The 19398-nt window shown below is 58.2% G+C and carries 23 protein-coding genes and 2 tRNA genes; 15 read left to right on the top strand and 10 right to left on the bottom strand.

The window, feature by feature from the left end:
- Positions 1 to 123: 123 nt before the first annotated feature.
- The 4 genes from AFE_RS03965 to AFE_RS03980 are packed head-to-tail and all read left to right on the top strand — an operon-like array spanning position 124 to position 4301.
- On the top strand, positions 124 to 1761 hold the full coding sequence (locus AFE_RS03965; protein WP_012536390.1) for a CTP synthase: 1638 nt from the start codon (positions 124 to 126) through the stop codon (positions 1759 to 1761).
- On the top strand, positions 1758 to 2603 hold the full coding sequence (kdsA, locus tag AFE_RS03970) for a 3-deoxy-8-phosphooctulonate synthase (RefSeq protein WP_012536391.1): 846 nt from the start codon (positions 1758 to 1760) through the stop codon (positions 2601 to 2603). The genes AFE_RS03965 and kdsA overlap by 4 nt, the downstream gene beginning before the upstream one ends.
- The gene (eno, locus tag AFE_RS03975) at positions 2600 to 3880 is read left to right on the top strand and encodes a phosphopyruvate hydratase (RefSeq protein ID WP_012536392.1); all 1281 of its coding nucleotides are present in this window, start codon (positions 2600 to 2602) and stop codon (positions 3878 to 3880) included. Before kdsA ends, eno begins: the two co-directional genes overlap by 4 nt.
- Positions 3881 to 3935: 55 nt before the next feature.
- Complete coding sequence (locus AFE_RS03980) at positions 3936 to 4301, top strand: FtsB family cell division protein (protein WP_049756715.1); 366 nt, start codon at positions 3936 to 3938, stop codon at positions 4299 to 4301.
- A 53-nt stretch (positions 4302 to 4354) separates the two neighbouring features.
- Here the strand turns inward: AFE_RS03980 and efp are convergent, their stop codons facing one another.
- Positions 4355 to 4915: an elongation factor P gene (efp, locus tag AFE_RS03985; protein WP_012536394.1), complete on the bottom strand. Its 561-nt coding sequence runs from the start codon at positions 4913 to 4915 to the stop codon at positions 4355 to 4357.
- A 90-nt stretch (positions 4916 to 5005) separates the two neighbouring features.
- Here efp and AFE_RS03990 point away from each other — a divergent pair, with 90 nt between their 5' ends.
- From AFE_RS03990 to AFE_RS04015, 6 genes are all read left to right on the top strand, one after another.
- Positions 5006 to 5308: a gamma-butyrobetaine hydroxylase-like domain-containing protein gene (locus AFE_RS03990; protein WP_012536395.1), complete on the top strand. Its 303-nt coding sequence runs from the start codon at positions 5006 to 5008 to the stop codon at positions 5306 to 5308.
- A 32-nt stretch (positions 5309 to 5340) separates the two neighbouring features.
- A complete protein-coding gene (uvrC, locus tag AFE_RS03995) occupies positions 5341 to 7212 on the top strand; it encodes an excinuclease ABC subunit UvrC (RefSeq protein WP_012536396.1) in 1872 nt (623 codons plus the stop codon).
- 2 nt (positions 7213 to 7214) lie between these two features.
- Entirely contained in the window at positions 7215 to 7805 is a 591-nt protein-coding gene (gene pgsA, locus AFE_RS04000; protein WP_012536397.1) for a CDP-diacylglycerol--glycerol-3-phosphate 3-phosphatidyltransferase, read from the top strand.
- A 22-nt stretch (positions 7806 to 7827) separates the two neighbouring features.
- A tRNA-Gly gene (locus AFE_RS04005) sits at positions 7828 to 7902 on the top strand.
- A gap of 40 nt (positions 7903 to 7942) precedes the next feature.
- A tRNA-Cys gene (locus tag AFE_RS04010) sits at positions 7943 to 8016 on the top strand.
- Between the two features lie 52 nt (positions 8017 to 8068).
- On the top strand, positions 8069 to 8809 hold the full coding sequence (locus tag AFE_RS04015; RefSeq protein WP_012536398.1) for a Crp/Fnr family transcriptional regulator: 741 nt from the start codon (positions 8069 to 8071) through the stop codon (positions 8807 to 8809).
- Between the two features lie 28 nt (positions 8810 to 8837).
- Here the strand turns inward: AFE_RS04015 and AFE_RS04020 are convergent, their stop codons facing one another.
- From AFE_RS04020 to AFE_RS04050, 7 genes are all read right to left on the bottom strand, one after another.
- Positions 8838 to 9230 (bottom strand): DUF488 domain-containing protein, encoded by a 393-nt coding sequence (locus AFE_RS04020; RefSeq protein WP_012606670.1) that lies wholly within the window; start codon positions 9228 to 9230, stop codon positions 8838 to 8840.
- 43 nt (positions 9231 to 9273) lie between these two features.
- Positions 9274 to 10485 carry an NAD(P)/FAD-dependent oxidoreductase gene (locus AFE_RS04025; protein ID WP_009564795.1) on the bottom strand — a complete coding sequence of 404 codons (1212 nt, stop codon included), beginning with the start codon at positions 10483 to 10485 and terminating at the stop codon, positions 9274 to 9276.
- Positions 10486 to 10566: 81 nt separating this feature from the next.
- Complete coding sequence (locus AFE_RS04030) at positions 10567 to 11550, bottom strand: 2Fe-2S iron-sulfur cluster-binding protein (protein WP_012606671.1); 984 nt, start codon at positions 11548 to 11550, stop codon at positions 10567 to 10569.
- 63 nt (positions 11551 to 11613) lie between these two features.
- Entirely contained in the window at positions 11614 to 12075 is a 462-nt protein-coding gene (locus AFE_RS04035) for a globin domain-containing protein (RefSeq protein WP_009564313.1), read from the bottom strand.
- A 126-nt stretch (positions 12076 to 12201) separates the two neighbouring features.
- Complete coding sequence (locus AFE_RS04040; RefSeq protein WP_012536401.1) at positions 12202 to 13371, bottom strand: HlyD family secretion protein; 1170 nt, start codon at positions 13369 to 13371, stop codon at positions 12202 to 12204.
- Complete coding sequence (locus AFE_RS04045) at positions 13368 to 14801, bottom strand: efflux transporter outer membrane subunit (RefSeq protein ID WP_012536402.1); 1434 nt, start codon at positions 14799 to 14801, stop codon at positions 13368 to 13370. Before AFE_RS04045 ends, AFE_RS04040 begins: the two co-directional genes overlap by 4 nt.
- Positions 14801 to 16345, bottom strand: a complete 1545-nt coding sequence (locus AFE_RS04050) for a DHA2 family efflux MFS transporter permease subunit (protein ID WP_012606673.1) — start codon at positions 16343 to 16345, stop codon at positions 14801 to 14803. Before AFE_RS04050 ends, AFE_RS04045 begins: the two co-directional genes overlap by 1 nt.
- A 105-nt stretch (positions 16346 to 16450) precedes the next feature.
- Here AFE_RS04050 and AFE_RS04055 point away from each other — a divergent pair, with 105 nt between their 5' ends.
- Positions 16451 to 17374 (top strand): LysR family transcriptional regulator, encoded by a 924-nt coding sequence (locus AFE_RS04055; protein ID WP_012536404.1) that lies wholly within the window; start codon positions 16451 to 16453, stop codon positions 17372 to 17374.
- Here the strand turns inward: AFE_RS04055 and AFE_RS04060 are convergent.
- Positions 17371 to 17637: a hypothetical protein gene (locus AFE_RS04060; protein WP_009566161.1), complete on the bottom strand. Its 267-nt coding sequence runs from the start codon at positions 17635 to 17637 to the stop codon at positions 17371 to 17373. The genes AFE_RS04055 and AFE_RS04060 overlap by 4 nt on opposite strands.
- Before the next feature lie 62 nt (positions 17638 to 17699).
- Positions 17700 to 17924 carry a hypothetical protein gene (locus AFE_RS04065; RefSeq protein WP_009566160.1) on the bottom strand — a complete coding sequence of 75 codons (225 nt, stop codon included), beginning with the start codon at positions 17922 to 17924 and terminating at the stop codon, positions 17700 to 17702.
- An 80-nt stretch (positions 17925 to 18004) separates the two neighbouring features.
- Here AFE_RS04065 and AFE_RS04070 point away from each other — a divergent pair, with 80 nt between their 5' ends.
- The 4 genes from AFE_RS04070 (at position 18005) to AFE_RS04085 (ending at position 19293) form a co-directional block, all read left to right on the top strand.
- Positions 18005 to 18241: a hypothetical protein gene (locus AFE_RS04070; RefSeq protein WP_146235817.1), complete on the top strand. Its 237-nt coding sequence runs from the start codon at positions 18005 to 18007 to the stop codon at positions 18239 to 18241.
- Positions 18242 to 18243: 2 nt separating this feature from the next.
- Positions 18244 to 18630: a group II intron maturase-specific domain-containing protein gene (locus AFE_RS04075; protein WP_012536406.1), complete on the top strand. Its 387-nt coding sequence runs from the start codon at positions 18244 to 18246 to the stop codon at positions 18628 to 18630.
- 160 nt (positions 18631 to 18790) lie between these two features.
- The gene (locus AFE_RS04080; protein WP_009567645.1) at positions 18791 to 19033 is read left to right on the top strand and encodes a type II toxin-antitoxin system Phd/YefM family antitoxin; all 243 of its coding nucleotides are present in this window, start codon (positions 18791 to 18793) and stop codon (positions 19031 to 19033) included.
- Complete coding sequence (locus AFE_RS04085; RefSeq protein ID WP_009567646.1) at positions 19030 to 19293, top strand: Txe/YoeB family addiction module toxin; 264 nt, start codon at positions 19030 to 19032, stop codon at positions 19291 to 19293. Before AFE_RS04080 ends, AFE_RS04085 begins: the two co-directional genes overlap by 4 nt.
- Positions 19294 to 19398 lie beyond the last annotated feature (105 nt).

Consider the following 19398-nt stretch of genomic DNA (forward strand, 5'->3'; position numbering starts at 1 on the left):
GTCACAGCGCAAAATGTCAAGGCAGCAGGAACTGCGCGCGGGCCACCACAGCAAGGCGGTCTGCGTTGTGCCGCACGTCCGAATTGGCTACCATGCGCAGGTTAAACGCGCGCTGCGAGTCCTATGAGCAAATACATTTTCGTAACAGGTGGGGTGGTTTCTTCTCTGGGCAAGGGCGCCGCTGGTGCAGCGCTTGGCGCACTGCTGGAGGCGCGTGGGCTGAAGGTCACCATGCTCAAGCTAGACCCTTATATCAACGTCGATCCAGGCACCATGAGCCCCTTTCAGCACGGTGAGGTTTTCGTCACCGCCGATGGCGCGGAAACGGATCTGGATTTGGGGCATTACGAACGATTCCTCTCGACGCGGATGGGTAAGCGCAACAATTTCACCACCGGCCTGGTTTATCAGACCGTCATTGAAAAAGAACGGCGCGGCGACTATCTGGGACGTACGGTGCAGGTCATCCCCCATGTCACCGATGAGATCAAGCGGCGCATCCGGTTGGGTGCGGCGGACGCGGATGTGGCGCTGGTGGAGATCGGTGGTACCGTCGGCGACATCGAATCGCAGCCCTTTCTGGAAGCGATCCGCCAGATGGCGGTAGAGGAGGAACGGGGTGACACCCTCTTCATGCATCTGACACTGGTACCCTATCTGGCGTCTGCCGGGGAAATGAAAACCAAACCGACCCAGCACTCGGTGCGTGAACTGCGTGCCATCGGTATCCAGCCGGATGTGTTGCTTTGTCGTGCTGACCGGCCCATACCTGCCGACCACCGGGCCAAAATCGGGCTTTTTTCCAATCTGCCGGAAAAGGCGGTCATTTCGGCGATCGACACCGACAGCATCTATCGTATTCCGTTGCTGTTCCATGCCCAGGGTCTGGATGATCTGGTGGTGCAGAATCTCGGGCTACATCTGTCAGCCCCGGACCTTTCGGTATGGAATGGCATCATAAACGCCCTGGAACACCCGGAAGGTGAGGTGGTGATTGCCCTCGTGGGTAAATATGTGGGGCTTACCGAGTCCTACAAGTCACTGGCCGAGGCCTTGCTTCACGCCGGGTTGCGGGCGCGACGGAGTGTGCGCTTCCTGTATGTGGATGCGGAAGATGTCGAAACGCAGGGGACGGAGATACTCGCAGAAGCGGATGCCATTCTGGTACCGGGTGGTTTCGGCGGGCGGGGCACAGAGGGTAAAATTGCCAGCATCCGCCACGCACGGGAGCGGAAGGTGCCTTATCTCGGCATTTGCCTCGGCATGCAGCTCGCGGTTGTCGAGTTTGCGCGGCATCGCGCTGGTCTCATGAACGCCAACAGTACCGAACTGGACCCTCAGACTCCGGCCCCGGTCATTACGCTGATGACCGAGTGGTCCGACCCGGAAGGCCACAAGGCGTACCGGGAGGAAGGGGGAAATCTCGGCGGTACGATGCGGCTGGGGGAGCAGGAATGTCGCCTTGAACCCGACAGTCTGGCAATACAAGCTTACGGGCAGGAGCGGATTCACGAGCGCCATCGCCATCGCTTCGAGTTCAACAACCGTTACCGTGAACCATTGGCTATGGCAGGGTTGCGTTACACGGGGTTCTCCGCGGACAGTGAACTGGTGGAAGTGGTGGAGTTGCCTGACCATCCCTGGTTTCTGGGCTGCCAGTTTCACCCGGAGTTCACCAGTAATCCGCGTGAGGGGCATCCATTATTTGACGCCTTTATGCGCGCCGCCATCGCCCAGCGGGAACGGGACGGTTCGTCATGAGACTCTGTGGCTTCGAAGCAGGTCTGCAGCATCCATTCTTTCTGATGGCAGGCCCCTGCGCGATCGAGAGTGAATCCCTGGCGTTGCGCACGGCGGAAGATCTGCGCGATATCTGCGCACGCCTCGGTATCCCTTTTATTTATAAAAGTTCCTACGATAAAGCGAACCGTTCTTCGGGGCAGAGTTTCCGTGGGCCGGGTATGGACGAGGGACTGCGTATTCTCGAAAAGGTCCGCCGGGAAGTCGGGGTGCCGGTCGTTACGGATGTTCATGAAAAAGAGGACGTGTCTGCCGTGGCGGAGGTGGTCGATGTGCTGCAGACGCCCGCCTTCCTCTGCCGACAGACCGATTTCATTCAGGCCGTCGCTGCTGCCGGAAAGCCGGTCAACATCAAAAAAGGCCAGTTTCTTGCGCCCTGGGATATGCTGCACGTCGCCAGCAAGGCCAAGGCTACCGGCAATGAGCAGATCATGGTCTGCGAGCGCGGCGCCTCCTTCGGATACAACAACCTGGTATCGGATATGCGCTCCCTTGCGGTGATGCGTCAGACAGGATGCCCGGTGGTCTTTGATGCGACCCATTCCGTACAGCTCCCCGGTGGTCAGGGTGACCGGTCCGGAGGCCAGCGCGAATTTATCCCGGTGCTGGCGCGGGCCGCCGTGGCGGCGGGCGTGTCAGGGCTCTTCATGGAGACTCATCCGAATCCAGCGGATGCTTTGTCTGATGGTCCCAACGCCTGGCCGCTGGGACGTATGGAGGACCTGTTGCGCATTCTCCAGCACATTGATCATGTTGTAAAAAACCAGGATTTCCCTGAAAACTACCCTGAGGAGTTAGTATGAGTGCCATTGTCCGCATCCAAGCCCGTGAAGTTCTCGATTCGCGCGGCAATCCCACTGTGGAGGCCGAGGTCTATCTCGATAACGGCGGCATGGGCCGTGCGATCGTCCCTAGTGGCGCTTCCACCGGTGAGCGCGAGGCCGTGGAGTTGCGCGATGGTGGCCAGCGCTACGGCGGCAAAGGAGTGCGCAAGGCCGTTGAACACGTCAACGGCGAGATTCAGGATGCGCTTCTTGGCATGGAAGCCGAAGAGCAGGAGCATATTGATGCGGCTCTCTGTGCCTTGGATGGCACCGAAAATAAGGCACGCCTCGGCGCCAATGCGATCCTGAGCGTCTCATTGGCGACGGCCCATGCGGCTGCCCATGCGGCTGGCCAGCCCTTGTACCGCTACATCGGTGGCTTGGGCCCGCTGCAGTTGCCCGTTCCCATGATGAATGTCATCAATGGTGGTGCCCATGCCGATAACGACGTGGACATGCAGGAATTCATGCTGATCCCGGCGGGCGCGGAGTCGTTCTCTGAGGCTTTGCAGATGGGGGTGGAGGTGTTCCACAGCCTGAAAGCCGTGCTGCAATCGCGCGGACTGGCAACGACAGTCGGCGACGAGGGCGGCTTCGCTCCGAATCTGCCCTCCAACGAGGCTGCCCTGGAGCTGCTCATGGACGCCATCAACAAGGCGGGTTATCAGCCGGGTAAAGATATCTGGCTGGGCATGGACGTCGCTTCCAGTGAATTTTATCGGGATGGACGTTATCACTTGGCTAGCGAAAGGCGTGAACTCGATAGTGCCCAGTTCGTGGATTATCTGGCGGCGCTGGCTGATCGTTATCCACTGATCAGCATTGAAGATGGCATGGATCAGAATGACTGGGAAGGCTGGATCACTCTCACCGACCGCCTTGGTGACCGTTTGCAGTTGGTGGGTGATGATATTTTCGTAACGAATACGACGATCCTGCGTGAGGGCATCGAGCGCGGCGTCGCCAATAGCATCCTTATTAAACTGAATCAGATCGGTACGTTATCCGAAACCCTGGCGGCCATCGAGATGGCAAAAGTCCATAGTTATACGGCTATCGTGTCGCACCGATCCGGAGAGACCGAGGATACCACACTGGCCGATGTGGCCGTGGCTACGGGTTGTGGCCAGATTAAAACAGGCTCTTTGTCGCGCACGGATCGGGTGGCGAAATACAACCGCCTATTGCGTATCGAGGAAGATTTGGGGGATGCCGCCCGTTACCCCGGCCTTGCAACTTTTTATAATCTCGACTAAAAAGATATTTAATGGAATATTTGCTGGGCCATTAAATTTTCGAGGATTTTGCGGCATGGGTTACCGGGCGCGCGTAAAAAGCTGGATGGATACCGCCAAGGCAGAGCTGCGCCTTGTGGATTTCATGCTTTTAGCCGTGTTGTGTGCCCTGCAATATCCCCTTTGGTTTGGTGCAGGTAGCTGGTGGAATATGGCGGACCTGCACCAAAAACTGGAAATCAAGCAGGTGATTTTGAAGCAATTGGAAGCCCGCAATGACCTCCTGGCGGCGCAGGTGGCGAGCCTGCAAACGGGAAGCCGCGCCGTCGAAGAACTGGCTCGCCGCCATCTCGGGATGGTTGGCAAGGGAGAAGTGTTTGTCTGGGTGATACCCGCCAAAGGCGCCTTCGACGGCGCCCGGACCACCACTCAGGCGTCGTGAACTGCGTCGGGCGTTTTGCAGGTCCGGTGGTATAGCCGTCCGGTTATGCTCTGTCAGGCGCGATCAATGTAACTGCCATCCACCGTATTCACCCGAATTTTTTCACCCGCGTTCACAAACTGCGGCACCATCACCGTAATGCCGGTCTCCATCTGTGCGGATTTGTAGGAACCAGTAGCGGTTTGCCCCTTGATGGAAGGCTCGGCTTCACGCACCTCCAAAATAACCACAGGCGGCAATTCAACGCCGATAGGTCGTTCATTGTGGAGGTTGACCTGAATCTCGGTGTTGGGAAGGAGATAACCTGTTTGTCCTTCGAGCAGGTCCTCACTGAGGATGAGTTGCTCGAAGTTCTCATTATCCATGAAGACATACCCGGTGGCATCGGCATAGAGATACTGCATGGTACGGGGTTCGACGACGGCTTTCTCCATGGCTTCTCCCGAGCGGAAGCGTGTATTGGACTTGGTGCCTGTCTCGATATTTTTCATCTCGACCTGCACGAAGGCGCCGCCTTTGCCAGGCTTGACGAAATCGGTTTTGAGTACGCGCCAGAGCCCTTTTTCATATTCGAGAATATTGCCGGGGCGGATATCAAAGGCGGAAATCTTCATACTATAGTCCTTCTGGGCATTCCCTTTAGAGGGCGTGGATTGTACCCTAGAGGCATATTTCTGACCAGCCCGGTCCCTTGAGAGGTAATCATGTCCGATCCCCGTACCCAGCCCCTGGAGATTCGCCCCCTCATGATCAGCCGCGTCATGGAAGTCGACTGGGCCGACGGACATACCAGCCGCCTGACCTTTGAACACCTGCGGGTAGAATGCCCCTGCGCGGAGTGCAAAGGACACACGCCCGATCAGGCGCAGATCGTCACCGGCAAGGAGCATGTGAGCGTTGTGGAGGTGGTGCCGGTAGGCCATTACGCGGTGCAGTTGCATTTCAGTGATGGCCACAATACCGGGATTTTCACGTGGGAGTATCTGCGCAGGCTGGACGCTGAATGAGCACTGCGGGGATTGGACAGCTCTGAGATTTTATGGATTTTGAACGGGTAGAGCAGTTCGAGAACACTGACGGTGCCGTGGACAGAGCCTTCGTTCCCGGAGAGTTTCTGCGGACGTTGACCAGCCAGCCCGGTATTTATCAGATGTTCGGCCAGGGCAGTCGCCTGCTCTATGTGGGTAAAGCCCGCAATCTCCGGCGCCGCGTGAGCTCCTATTTTCAGAAGCAGCGCCATACGCCAAAAACGCTGGCGATGTTGGCGCAGGTAACGCGGGTGGAGGTGGTGGTCACCCACACAGAGACGGAAGCGCTGGTGCTGGAGGCGAATCTGATCAAGCGCCACCACCCGCCTTACAATATCCTGCTGCGCGATGACAAGAGTTACCCCTATCTGTTCATAGAAACCGGTCATGGCACGCCGCGCATGAGTTTGCACCGGGGGGCGCAGAAGGGCAAAGGGCACTACTTCGGTCCGTATCCGGCCGTTACTGCGTTACGCGAGAGTATGGTGCTATTACAGAAAGCCTTTCGATTGCGGACCTGTGAGGATCATACTTTTCACCACCGCAGCCGGGCTTGTTTGCAGTTCCAGATTCGTCGTTGCAGCGGCCCTTGTGTTGGGCATATCAGCGGGGAGGATTACGCGCGGGATGTGGCGGACACGATTCGCTTTCTGGAAGGAAAGAGCGACGAAGCGATTCGCAGTCTGGGGGAGCGTATGCAAGCGGCGGCTGAGCAACTGGATTTCGAGGAGGCAGCGCGACGCCGTGACCAGATCGCCGCGTTGTCCAAGATTCAGGAGCGTCAGTACGTGGCGCAGGCGGGTGGCGGCGATTTTGATGTGCTGGCGGCAGCACAAGAGAATGGACAGTGGGTGGTGTACGTCAGTTTTATCCGCAATGGACGGCAGTTGGGTGGGCGCTCCGTTTTTCCGCGGCATACCGAAGAAGTGCGTGCGCCGGACGTGCTCGCTGCCTTTCTCATGCAGTTCTACAGCGATAAAGAGGTGCCGGGGAATCTGCTGGTCAATGTGCTGCCGCGTTCACCGACCTCCCTGGCGGAGGCGCTGGGCAGCGAAGCCGGGCACAGGGTCATGATCGATCAGCCCCAGCGCGGTCCACGCAAGCGCTGGATGGCGTTAGCGCTGACCAACGCCATGGGGGCGTTGCGCCAGAGGACGCAGACGGCCGGCGCGGGACGGCGGCGCATGCTCCTGTTGCAGGAGCTCTTTCAACTCCCGGAGATACCGCAGCGAGTAGAGTGTTTTGACATCAGTCATACCCGAGGCGAGGTGGCTGTGGCATCTTGTGTGGTTTTCGGTGACGATGGGGCACTGAAGAACGAATACCGCCGCTTCAATATTCGCGATATCCGGGGCGGCGACGATTACGCGGCTATGGAGCAGGCCGTCCATCGCCGCTATGGGCGGCTGCAGAAAGAGGGCCTGGCCTTGCCGGAGATCGTCTTCATTGACGGTGGTGCCGGACAGGTGGCTCGTGCGCAGGCGGCTCTGGACGCATTGGAGATCGGTTGCATCCAGTTGTGCGGGGTGGCGAAGGGGACGACGCGGCGCCCAGGGCTGGAGATGCTGCATATCCCCGGGTGGGCGGTCCCGCGGCAATTGGACGACGATGATCCGGCACTGCTGGTAATTCAGGAAATCCGCGATGAAGCCCATCGTTTTGCCATTACCGGTCACCGCGCGCGCCGCGGCAAAGCACGGCAGGAATCCGATCTGGATGGCATCTCCGGGATCGGGCCGAAACGGCGGGTGGCGTTGTTACGCGCATTTGGCGGCTTACGCGGTATTCGTGACGCCGGTATGGAGGATTTGCAGCGCGTTGAGGGTATCCATCTGGAGCTCGCGCAGCGGATATATGATTTCTTTCACGTAGGACGTGCCTGATTGTGATAAAGCGGCTGCCCAATTTCCTGACCATTCTGCGCATCGGGTTGGTGCCTATTTTCGTGGCGCTCTTCTACTGGGGGGGCGACATGCGCACTTTCGGCGCCACCGGAGTTTTTGCGGTGGCGGCGATTACCGATTGGGCCGATGGCTACCTCGCCCGGCGTTATCAAGGGGTATCACCTTTCGGTACCTTTCTCGACCCGGTTGCGGATAAGATCATGGTGGCTACCGCACTGGTGCTCATTGCCTCCTCCGGAGAGATGCCGGCACTCCTGGCCGGTATCCTGATCAGCATCATCGTCGGCCGGGAAATTACCGTGTCAGCGTTGCGCGAGTGGATGGCCGAGGTGGGTGAGCGCAAAAAGGTGGCCGTCTCCTGGCTGGGTAAGGCGAAGGCGGCCACGCAGATGATTTCGATCCTGCTGCTGGTCTACGAGCGCCCGGTGCGGGGATTGTCCGCACGCACTCTGGGGACCGCTCTTCTGATCGTCGCGGCGGCGATGACACTCTGGAGTATGGTGGGCTACTTGCGCGCCGCCTGGCCCAGCCTGCAGGGCAATAGTGGGGCTCATCTTGACAGGGAGCGGTGACCCCGGTAACCTCTGTGGCCATGCGGGAATAGCTCAGTGGTAGAGCACAACCTTGCCAAGGTTGGGGTCGCGAGTTCGAGCCTCGTTTCCCGCTCCACAATCGAGGGAAAGCGTTCAGTCTTTCCCTTTTCTTTTAAGGCTGGGTGGCAGAATGGTCATGCAGCGGCCTGCAAAGCCGTGGAAGCCGGTTCGATTCCGGCCCCAGCCTCCAAACAAAACGTATCATCTGGTTTGTTCGGCATGGCTACAGGCTGTCAGATGTCATGCCCAGGACAGAAGACGTGAATCCGACCCCTCTGGAGAAAGTGGCGCCCATGGGAAATAGCAAGGAGGCGCTGCTGCTTCGCCTGCACCACACCCCGCTTTTTTCCGCATGGCCCAACGATATGATCGCGCCGCTGCTCGCCCAATCCCAGCCCCTGACTCTGGAGTCGGGAGAGATTCTCTTTGCCGAGGGATCGCCAGCCCGATCCTTCTATTTCCTGGCGGTAGGACGAATTAATCTGATTGCGGCAGCGGCCACGGGGCAGGAGAAAATTGTCGAAATCATCCAGCCCGATGATCTTTTCGCCGAGGCGGTGGCCTTTCTCGGGGGGCGCTATCCGGTGACGGCGCAGGCCGATGCCACGACCACGGTACTGGAGATCCCGCTGGACCTTTTTGTCGCGACTCTGGAGCAGCGGCCATTGTTGATGCGCCAGATGCTGGCGCGCCTCAGTATGCGCCTGCATTTTCTGGTCAAGGAGCTGCGCCATCTGAGTGTGGAGTCGGCGGAGCAGCGCTTGGCCAGCTATCTGCTGGAGTTGTGTCCGGTAGTCAATAGCCCCGCTGCCATTGAGCTCCCCGCCAAGAAAGCGGCGGTCGCGGCGCGTTTGGGCTTGACGCCGGAAACGCTGTCGCGGGTGTTGTCCAGAATGCGTAAGGCAGGACTCATAGAAGTGGAACAACGGACGATCAGCATTCCCGACCCTCTTGCCTTACGGCGCTGGGCCGGCGGGCGCTGAGGCGATGGCATTCGCGTCCTTTCAGTGTTCAGGCCGCATCGGGGGGCGATTTCACCAAGGTCTGTAAAAAATCGCGGAGCACCAACGCGCCGTTGTGTTCCTGGTCGTGGGCTGCATACAGCAGAATCAGGGGCGAACCAGCGGCCTGGGTCAGGAGCGCGCGGGCAGTCTCCTGTTGCTCCGCCAGTTCCGCCAGATAACGTTTGCGGAATTCATCCCAGCGTACCGGATCATGGGCGAACCACTGACGCAGGGCGGTGCTGGGAGTGAGATCTTTGGGCCAGGCGTCCAGCGGGAGGTCGGCCTTGCGCAAGCCGCGGGGCCAGAGGCGCTCCGCCAGGACGTGATATCCTGCGGGGAGGGGATGCGCGTAAACGCGCCAGGTGGTGATGGCAATGCGCTGAGCGTGGTCCGGAGTCATTTTATGTCCCTGCCCGTTCATTCGGGTCGCCTTCCTTCTGCTTTCACCAGTCTCCTATTCGCCCGCGCAATTCCTGGAGATGCACCACGGCTTTTTGCGCGATCAGGCTGCGGGCTGTCTTTACCTGGTCCCAGACGTTCCAGAGGAGTATGCCGTGGATCTGGTCATCCCGCAGATAGTACACTACGGCCTTGTCTCCGCCCGGCGAAATATCCGTATAGCAGTCCATGTCACTGCGGCATTCCCCGACGGCCTCGAAGCCGAATTCATAGATGTCGCTGTAGAACATGGATTGATGCTGAAAATGCACCTCTTTTCCGGCCATGCTAGAACCTGCGGCACGCCCGGTGGCTTCGGCATTATCCCAATGCTCCAGACGCAGAGGTGTGCCCCATACCGGATCCGGATAGGTGGCGAGGTCACCGGAAACCCATATCCGAGGGTCGCTGCTGCGCATCCCATCGTCCACGCGGACCCCGCCGGGTGCCATCACCAGACCTGCGGCCTCCGCCAGGGCGGTCAGGGACAGCATGCCGATGCCATAGGTGATCCAGTCGCAGGAAATCTCCGCGCCGTCCGCGAAGCGGGATATGAGCTGGCCGGATTCGCTACGCAAGTCCTTGAAATGATGCTCGACATGGAGCTGGACGCCAGCCTCGCGATAGCGGGCGCTGACCTGCTCCATCAAAGGGGGTGGCAGGACGTGTGCCAACGGGCCTTTCCCGGACACGCAGTAGTGTACCGCAAGACCGGGCTGCAAAGAGAGCGCCACGGCCAGCTCCGCGCCGAGAAAACCACCGCCGATCACCAACACGGTTCCACCCTCGGTCGCCCGCGTGTGCAAGCGCCGGTAATCCGCCAGCGAGCGTAAGGAAAATACTCTGTTTTCCAGGCCTGGCGGGGTGGGCAGCGGGCGGGGCTGTCCACCGGTGGCGAGCAGCAGTTTCTCATAGAAGAAGGTTTTTCCCGCCTTGGTTCCCACTACGCATCTCTCCGGATCGAGGTTAATGACCGGATCTCCCAAAGCCAATGTGACACCCAGGGTTTCCCAGTCGGCCGGGCGCTTCAGGGTAATCTCTTCCTCTTTGTCTTTACCCAGCCATAAACCTTTGGAGAGAGGGGGGCGCTGATAGGGCGGGTCACTTTCTGCGCCCAGCATCAGCAGACTGCCCTGAGGGTCTTGCTTGCGGATGGCACTCGCCGCACTGGCGGCCGCGGCCCCCGCACCGACTATCAGATAGGTATAACGTTTCATGCGATTCCCCTTGAGGTAGCTCAGAAGGATGCGTTACATGATTATAGCCGGTATGCGTAAAAAGTTTTCTGTTTAGGGCAATCATCCATTAGGTGCAAAAGCATCGAAGTGAATATGGTCATGCCGCACGTCATGGGAGAGCAGCAGGTCGATGGCGGCTTCTATCATGCCGGGGCTACCGCACAAATATACTTCATGATCCTTCCAGTGGCCGCTGGCGGCAACCGTGGGCAGGAGCCGGTGGGCGCCGGTCCAAGAGGCATCCTGCCTGTCGGAAAGTGTCGATGTGATGGTGATGTGCGGATATTGTTGTGACCATCTGGTGAGTTCTTCCAGATGATAAAAGTCGGCCCGTTTCCTGGCGCCGTAAAAAAGATGGATAGGCCGGGTCCGTCCCAAGGCGATACTTTCCTGGATCATCGCCTCAATGGGGGCCAGACCGGTTCCGGCGGCAATACAGAGCATATCACGGTCATTGTCCGGGCTTAGTGCGAATTCGCCCTGTGCAGCGCCCAGAATTAATGCATCGCCCCTTTGTGCGGTATGAAAAAGCCACTGGCTGAATATGCCGCCGGGTAATTCACGGATATGGAAAACCAGTTCTCCGGTGGTACCCGGCGGCGTCGCCATGGAATAGGAACGCCACTGGTCTGGACGCCCCGGTATCGCGATGCGGGCGTATTGCCCGGTTCGGTAGGGGTAAGGCCGTTCCGGCCGCAGCCGTAACTCCAGCACATTCCAGGCCAGTGGTGTGAGCTGGGTAATCTCGGTCTTCCAGGTATCTTTCCGAACTACTTCGGCATGCAAACGCAGGTCACTACGTGGATACAGTTTACAGAGAATGGCCATGCCAGCGGCACGTTCCGTGGGTAAGAGCAGCAGCGGCATAAAAGGCCCCTGTTCGCTGGCGCCGGACAAAATGGTGCCCTTGCAATCACCACAGGAACCACTGGCACAGCCATGTTTGATGGAAATTCCGTGTTGTTTCGCCGCTTCGACAATGTTTTGGTGCTCATCCGCCATAAAACGGATGCCGGATGGCTCCAGACAGATTTCATATTCCATAACGGGCATACCCCAAAATAATGGCGCACCTGAGCAACCGGTACGCCAATGGCAAGGTGCCAATCAGACGGCGGGAGGTACGTCGTCGATGGTCACCGGGACGAAGCGGGAAGGGGCCATGGCCTCGTAGGCTGCCTCGATGCAAACGGTGGAGGCCAGGTTATAAGCCTCGATCCAGGATTCCGCCATTTCCTGCGTCCAGGCCGCACCCAGGAAATGCTTCAGGGTATTGAGCAGGCTTTTGCCGACAATGGGGTAATGTTCCGGACGGGTATCGTATTTGATGTGCCCGATACCGAGTTCTTTCAAATAAGGAACCAGCACTTCCATGGTGTCGATATTGGTGGCGATCAGAATGACGGAATTGAAGAGGCGCACCCGCTGCTCAGACATGTCCCCTGGAAACATTTTCCGCACTTCAGGAAAATGGGTGAACATGTAGTTATAAAAATGCTCGGCAACCTGAACGCCTAAGTCCTTAACAGCGGCGCCGCTGGATTGGATGAGTTGGATATTGATAGCCATCTGTTGTTGCTCCTTCCGGTTGAACCATGGATTTTAACTTCAGAAAAACGCCCTACGTTTTGCAGTTTATCGGGTTGCCGGTGCGCATTCCTTGATTTCGGTCAAGTTTGGCTGGGTCACGCCGCTCTACGCGTTATCGCGGATAACGGCGGCGGCGCGTTGCCGGGCACGCCGCAACTCTCCATTGTATATATGGGTTTGATAGCCTCGTATCGGCGTGGTGGTGAGCGGCTTGAGCACAGAATGCTTTTGTGAGCGCGTCCAGTGAATCCCCGCAACCATGGAGAGTCCGGGCCGCAGTGGATATTGGGCGAGTTCTGCGGCGGATAATGCGATACGTATCGGCACCCGTTCGACGATATGGATGTAATTTCCGGTGGCATTCTCCGGCGGCAGGATGCCGAAGGCACTACCTGCACCCGGCAATAGTCCCAGGACTTCGCCGTGATAACGAACATCGCCGCCATAGTAATCACTGGTCAATTGAACGCATTGTCCGGGGTGGACATGCCGCATGGCGGTTTCTTTCACGTTGGCTACGACCCACAAATCATTGAGGGGCACCACGGAAAACAGGCGCTGATCTGGGTGCACCATCAGTCCGGGGTAGACGGTGCGCTCCGCGACATAACCCGATACCGGTGCACGGACAACTCGGCGTTGCCATTGAATATCGGCCTGTTCAAACTGCGCCGCGGCCTGGCGCACGAGGGGGTTCGTTTGCAGGGTGGTGCCCGCTATGATGGCTTGCGTGCCTTTTAGCGCCGCTTGGGCCGCCGCTACCTGTGCTGTCGCAGCAGCAATTTCGTTTTGCGTGTCTTCCAGGCGGATGGCGGAAACAGCGCCACTCGGCAGGGACTGCTTATAGCGGATAAAATCGGCGTTTAATTTGCGGAGTTCGGCGTTTTTGGCACTGACGGTCTGTTGCAGCGCGGTGACCTTGGCGAAATCCCTGCGTACCTGCCTGACCGTCGCTGCCAGATGCGCCCCTGCTTGCTGTAGGGCGATCTGCGAACGATGGGCCTGAAGGGTAGCCATTACCTGTCCGGCGCGGACGAATTCGGTATTTTCTACGAGTACCCTGCTGATGGTACCGGCCGTCTGGCTATCCACCGGCGTAATATTGCCGGAGACGTAGGCATCGTTGGTTTCTATCCAGTACTGCCCCCGCAAAAACCACCACGCGGCCCATATCAATCCGGCAAGCACAAAAATGAGGGTAACGAGCACCAGCAGCCGGGTGCGTTTTTCCGGTTGGATGGGAGAACCCGAATGTTCGGGCTTCTGCATGCTCATGCGGGATTCTTCCGCGAGGTATATCCGCCACCCAGCGCTGAATGCAGCAATACCCAGGATTGCGCATTTTGCATCTTTAAGGCCAGCAGTTGATTTCTTATTTCCGTCTCCTGAATCTGCGCGCCATAGGCTTCTGCTTTATCCGTAATGCCGGAATGAAAGGCAGATTCAGCCAGCGCCGTGGTATGCTCGGCGGCGTAAATCATCTGCCGTTGTGCCCGAAGTTTTTGGCGTATCTGTCGCCAGGTGGCCAGCCGACCGGCAATCTCGCGCACCGCGCCGAGGATGGTGGCGCGATAATGGTCTTCCGTGGCTATGTATGATGCATTTTTCTCTTTCAGTTGGGCGCGTAATCTCCCTCCTTCGAAAATCGGCAGAGATATGACTGGGCCAAGGGCATGTGCGAGATTGCCGGGACTGAACAGATCTCCCAGATGAATACTGTTCCATCCCGCAAACAGGGCGATATTCACATCGGGATAAAAGGCTGCGCGTGCCGCACCCACCTGTTGCGCCGCGACTTCTGTTTCCCAGCGCGCAGCGACTATATCCGGACGGTGCGCAATGAGACGTAGGGGCAAATTCCTGGGCATGGTGATCGTGGATAGCGTGGGCAACGGCTCTGCCGGAATATCCCGCCCCCAATCGGGTCCGTGTCCGACCAGTGCCGCCAATATATAGCGCTGTTGAGCGATGGCTGCCTGCATGTCGGCAACCGACTGGCGTGCCCCTGCGCGCGCCTCTTCCTGCAGATAAACAGCGCGGGCATCGCTCAGGCCGTCATGCCAGCGCTGTTGTTCCAGGTGGAGTAAGGAGGTGTGCAGAGCTTCCGCGCGAACCAATTGCCGGAGGCGTTGTACATCACCCGCCAGCAAAAGGTAGTGCCACGCCAACTGGGTGGAAAGCAATAATTTTGCCTCGGCGTAATCCGCCTGGTGTACGCGTACTTCCCCCAGGGCGGCGCGTACGCGGTCGCTGTCCCGTCCCCACAAATCCAGGTGATAGCGCATTTCCAGAGGATTGAGAGCACCATAGGTGATGGTTTTGCCATTCAACGGGGCGTGCAAGCCTTGCCGGGAAAAGTACTCCTGAGTCACCGACGCAGCTGCGGAAAAATGCGGGAGAAGGGCGGCATGCTGGTCTGTCGCAGCCGCTTTGGCTTGCAGAATGCGCGCACTGGCGACCTGCAGCGAAGGATTGTCGCGCAGCGCTTCGGTGATCAACGTGTTCAGGGCCGGTAGCTGTGCCGAAGTCCACCAGTTTGACACGGGCCAGGTACCCGTAAGCACACCATTATGGCCGTCAACGTATGCCAGTGTTCCGCTGATTTGCGTATTCTGCGCCATTTTGCCGCCGGGGAGGTGCGGCGGTAGGCGTGCGCAGGCGCCGAGCAACAACAACGGTAGGATAAGGGCGATGCGGCGTTTCATCAGGGTTCCACCAGTTCTTCCAGCGCCTGGCGCACCCGGACATCCGGTTCGGCGAAAACCACCCGTTTGGCCAACAATAATAGACCGGCCACGATCAGAAATCCCCATGCGGCGATGTAAAATATTTCATTGAAAGCGAGCATTGCAGCATGGTGTGTTATGTAGTCGGATGTTCTCGCATTTTTCACGGAGGTGTTGAGCATGGATGTTATCGTTCCGCCGTTTTCGGCGAGAAAATGCGCGTGAAGAATCATCCTTCTGTCGAATAGAGTGGCTATTATCGGAATGCCCATGGCCTGTCCAGACACCCGCAGCAGATTTAAGAAGGCAGTGCCACGCATTTCGGCGGCTCCACGCAATCCGGAAAGCGCGATGGCGATCAACGCCGGGAATAGACCGCCCAGAAACATGCCCACAAGTATCTGCGGCCAGAGCAATTCATCAAAAGAAGCTGTCCGATTGTAGGAAGAAACCCAGAAACTGCCTGCCGAAAATCCCAGCAGGGAAATCATCCCGAGTATGCGCGCATCAATGTGATTCAAAAAACGCTGGGTGAGCGTGGCACTAAGTTTTGAGAAGATAGCCATGGGCAATAATAAAAGGCCGACCATCCATGCGGAATAGCCCATGGTCAACTGAAATCCAACAATATAGAGCGCCATAGTGCCCTGAAAAAAGAGGGCAGTAATAAATAGGCCGATTGCGCCGATCAGGAAATTACGGCGCCGCAGAAAGCGCAGTTCCAGCAAGGGGTGGGCGCTGTGCCATTCCCAGAGCGCGAAGAAAACAAGCGCGGCAGCGCCGATAGTCGTCAGAAAAATGATGGTATTGGAACGCCACCAACTGATGATTTCGCCGGAATTGAGTGCAGACTCCAGCGCTGCCAAGGCGATCAGCAGGAAAATCAGCCCCGGCCAGTCTAATGGCGGATGGCGATGGTCCGCTTCACGCCCGACCAGAAGAATCGCACTGATCAAGGCGACCGCGACGGCAATGGGCATGTTGAGGTAAAACAGCCAACGCCAACCCAGGGCGTCGGTGATCCAGCCCCCGATGGTCGGCCCCAAGGTGAACGGTGTGATGGCCGCGACGCCCCAGAGAGTGAGGCCAATATTGCGCCGTTGTGGCGTGTAGTGGCGCAGGATGACACCAAGTGAGATGGGAATGGTCAATCCGCCCGCATAACCCTGGACGATGCGCGCGGCCAAAAACCAGTCGTAATTGCTGGTCTGGGCGCATACGGCGGAAGCCAGGGCAAAGGCGAGGAAGGCGCCGAGCAGGCTACGCATCTCCCCCCAGCGGTTCAGAAACCACGTCGCGGTGGGAAAGGCCAGTGCCATGGCCAGGAAAAAATTCGCCTGGGTCCAGTCTGCATAAGCGGGATTGACGCCCAGACTCCCGGCAACACGGGGGATCATGGGCAGATAGGCCCCGGTGTTGAAGAGTACGAGGAGGTGACCCAGCCCGATCGCCAGGTTGAGGAGTATCACCATGGACGCGCTGAGCGCTGGTATCTGGGAGGCGATGCGGAGCGAGGATGTCACGGGCGGTAGCGTTTGCTATTTATCGAAAGACGCAGCGATAATGCGGCCCGTGTATATATAGGTCAAATTGGAAATTTATAACTAACCTATAGGTGATGACGATATATGGATACCGAGCTTTTGCTGACTTTTCTAACGGTAGCCCGGTCCGGGGGCATCAGTGCGGCGGCCAGGGTGCTGCACCGCAGTCAACCGGCGGTGACGGAGCGTTTACAGAAACTCACCCAGCAAGTGGGGGAACCGCTCACCATGCGCAGCGGCCGGGGTATTCGCCTCACGCCGGCCGGGGAGGCGCTGCTCTCCACCGCTCAGCGGATGCGCGATGTGGTCGACGAATTTGACGACATCGTGTTGCGCCGACAGCGCCTGCAAAACGGCGTGCTGCGTATCGCCGCGACCAATACGGTGGCCAATTATTTTCTGCCACAGCGTCTGGTGGCCTTTCAGCGCCAGTTCCCCGATGTGGAACTCCAACTGCGCGGTGGCATCATCAACTGGTCGGACATCTCGTTGTCCGACTGGGATTTGTTCTTTCTGGAAGGTGGGCTGGATCTGGAAGGGTTGCCTTCCTACTATACGGTAACGCCATGGTTACACGATGAAATCATGACGATTTTCCCGGAGGGGCACCCATTGCTGGCGCAAGACGACCTCACCCTGGAAAGCCTCATGTCCTACCCCATGATCTGGCGGGAACGCGCCTCTGGCATTCGCCGCTCCGTGGAGCAGGTGTTTCATGATGCGCACTTAACGCCCAAACAATCCATCGAAGTGACCGGTGTCGAGGCGGTGGGTGCCGCCGTGGATGCAGGACTGGGCATCGGGTTTGTGACTGCCGCAGCCTTGCGCTTCCGAAAAGACTGGCGCGTCCATGTGCGCCGCTTACCGTCACCTCATGGCATTCAATGGACACTGTATATGGCCCGACCGCAGCCTATTTATCAGTCCCATACCATCCGGGCATTTCTGCAATTTCTGGATGCGGACGCAGTGCATGCTTCAGACACCGCAGCCGCATCGCCGCCTTAAGCGTCTTGCTCTTCCGCCGACGCCGTTACGGGGATCATGGACTCCGCCGCGTCGATCACCCCACGCTCGGCCTCCAGTACATCCCCCTTGGCACGTTCCCGCTCCACCAGGCTGACGATCCGGGCCACCTGCGCGGGTTTTACCGCAAGGTACTCGGCTATCGCCTTGATGTCTTCCTTCAGTTGCGCCTGTATGGAGTTGATGCCCTCCCGGCGATTGATGATGTCTTCTATGGCCTCGCGGGCCTTGTGATCCAGTTCCACAGTAACTCCTTGATTTGCCGCGTGTGATCGGCCCTAAAGCCATTTTTGCCCGGCGCAGTTTATCACGGCTGCGCTGTAAAAGGCTCCGTAGCGGGTTGGTCTTGTGCGGTGCGCTGGAAGGTGGCCGTTTGCGGAATCTGCTGAAGTACCACAGACTCCATAGAGGATGTCGGACCAGGCTGATAACCTTTGTCCTGATGTCCCAGCCAGAGGCCAATCAGCGCGCCAAAGGCCAGAATGCCCGCCGTCTTGGGCCGGAACTGCGATGCGGAATGATGGGGTGCCATGTGATGCCTCCTTCGGCATTGACTGTATAAAAATACAGTACACGCTGAAGGGACTCATTGCAAGTGCGATGGTGGTGGGTGTGGAGTCGATTCACCCCCAAGCGTTGCTGGCCCAGGTGTTGGAACGGGCCAATCTGCAACGCGCATTGAAGCAAGTGCGCCAGAACAAAGGCGCGCCGGGCATTGACGGCATGAGCGTCGATGAATTACCGGACTACCTCCGCCACCACTGGCCGGAAATTCGCGCGCAATTGGAGGCAGGCCATAGAACCGCAAGTTTCTGGGCTTCACGGTCAGCCGCAACGGAGCTAGGCTGAAGGTGGCCGACAAGGCCATCGCAAAGCTGAAGAACCGGGTGCGGGAACTGACCCGTCGTACGCGAGGCAACAACATTGGCGTTATCGTGGCAGATCTGAGGAAAGTCCTGCTTGGTTGGAAAGCGTATTTCGGCATTGCCGAGGTACTGAGCCCTCTGCGCGACATCGACAAGTGGGTACGACGCAAGTTACGTTACTATCTCTGGAAACAATGGGGGCCGGCGGGCTACAGGGAACTACGCAAGCGCGGCGTGTCTGTGCGCGAAGCGTGGAATACCAGTAAGTCGGCACACGGTCCATGGCGGCCGTCGAAGACGCCGGCATTGGCTATTGCGCTACCATGGCGCTACCTCAATAACTTGGGACTACCCAGCCTTGCGGCCCGGTAAGCATTCAATTCATCGACCCGCCGGATACGTGATCCGTACGTCCGATGGTGTGGGAGGGGCCGTGAGGCTTCTTCCTATCCCGATTAGGCCCCTTAAAGCGCAGGTTGACGAGGCGTACGTTAATACGTACTATTAAGATTTCTCCATTCGGAAAACGAAGATGTCCACCCTCACTGCAAGCGAAGCACGCGCCAACCTATATCGGCTCATTGACCAAGCCGCTGAGTCACATCAGCCCATTTATATCGCCGGAAAGCGGACAAGTGCGGTCCTTCTCTCCACGGAAGATTGGGAAGCAATCCAAGAAACACTATACCTCCTTTCCGTTCCGGGCATGCGCGAATCTATCAAGGAGGGTATGGCTGAGCCCCTTAGCAAGAGCAATATGGACCTCAAGTGGTGAGTTGGCAGGTGGTCTATTCGAAACACGCGCAGAAGGATGCGAAGAAGCTGGCGGCTGCTGGCTTAAAAAACAACGCAATAGAACTCCTGGCCGTTCTTGCCGCCGATCCATTTCAGAACCCGCCACCCTACGAGAATCTCGTAGGCGACCTCGCCGGCGCGTATTCACGACGCATCAACATTCAGCATCGTTTGGTTTATGAAGTCTTTCCAAAGGAGCGAGTGGTTCGCGTGTTGCGCATGTGGACGCACTATGAGTGAAAGAGGCCCAATCCATCGTTACAGGGGACGCTCCGCCTATCGGCGGCGCGTCCCTGAACTTCGGCGTTGGGCGCCGTGAAACGTATTTCGTCGCTTGCTTAGCCC

Source organism: Acidithiobacillus ferrooxidans ATCC 23270 (assembly GCF_000021485.1).
Lineage (GTDB): Bacteria > Pseudomonadota > Gammaproteobacteria > Acidithiobacillales > Acidithiobacillaceae > Acidithiobacillus > Acidithiobacillus ferrooxidans.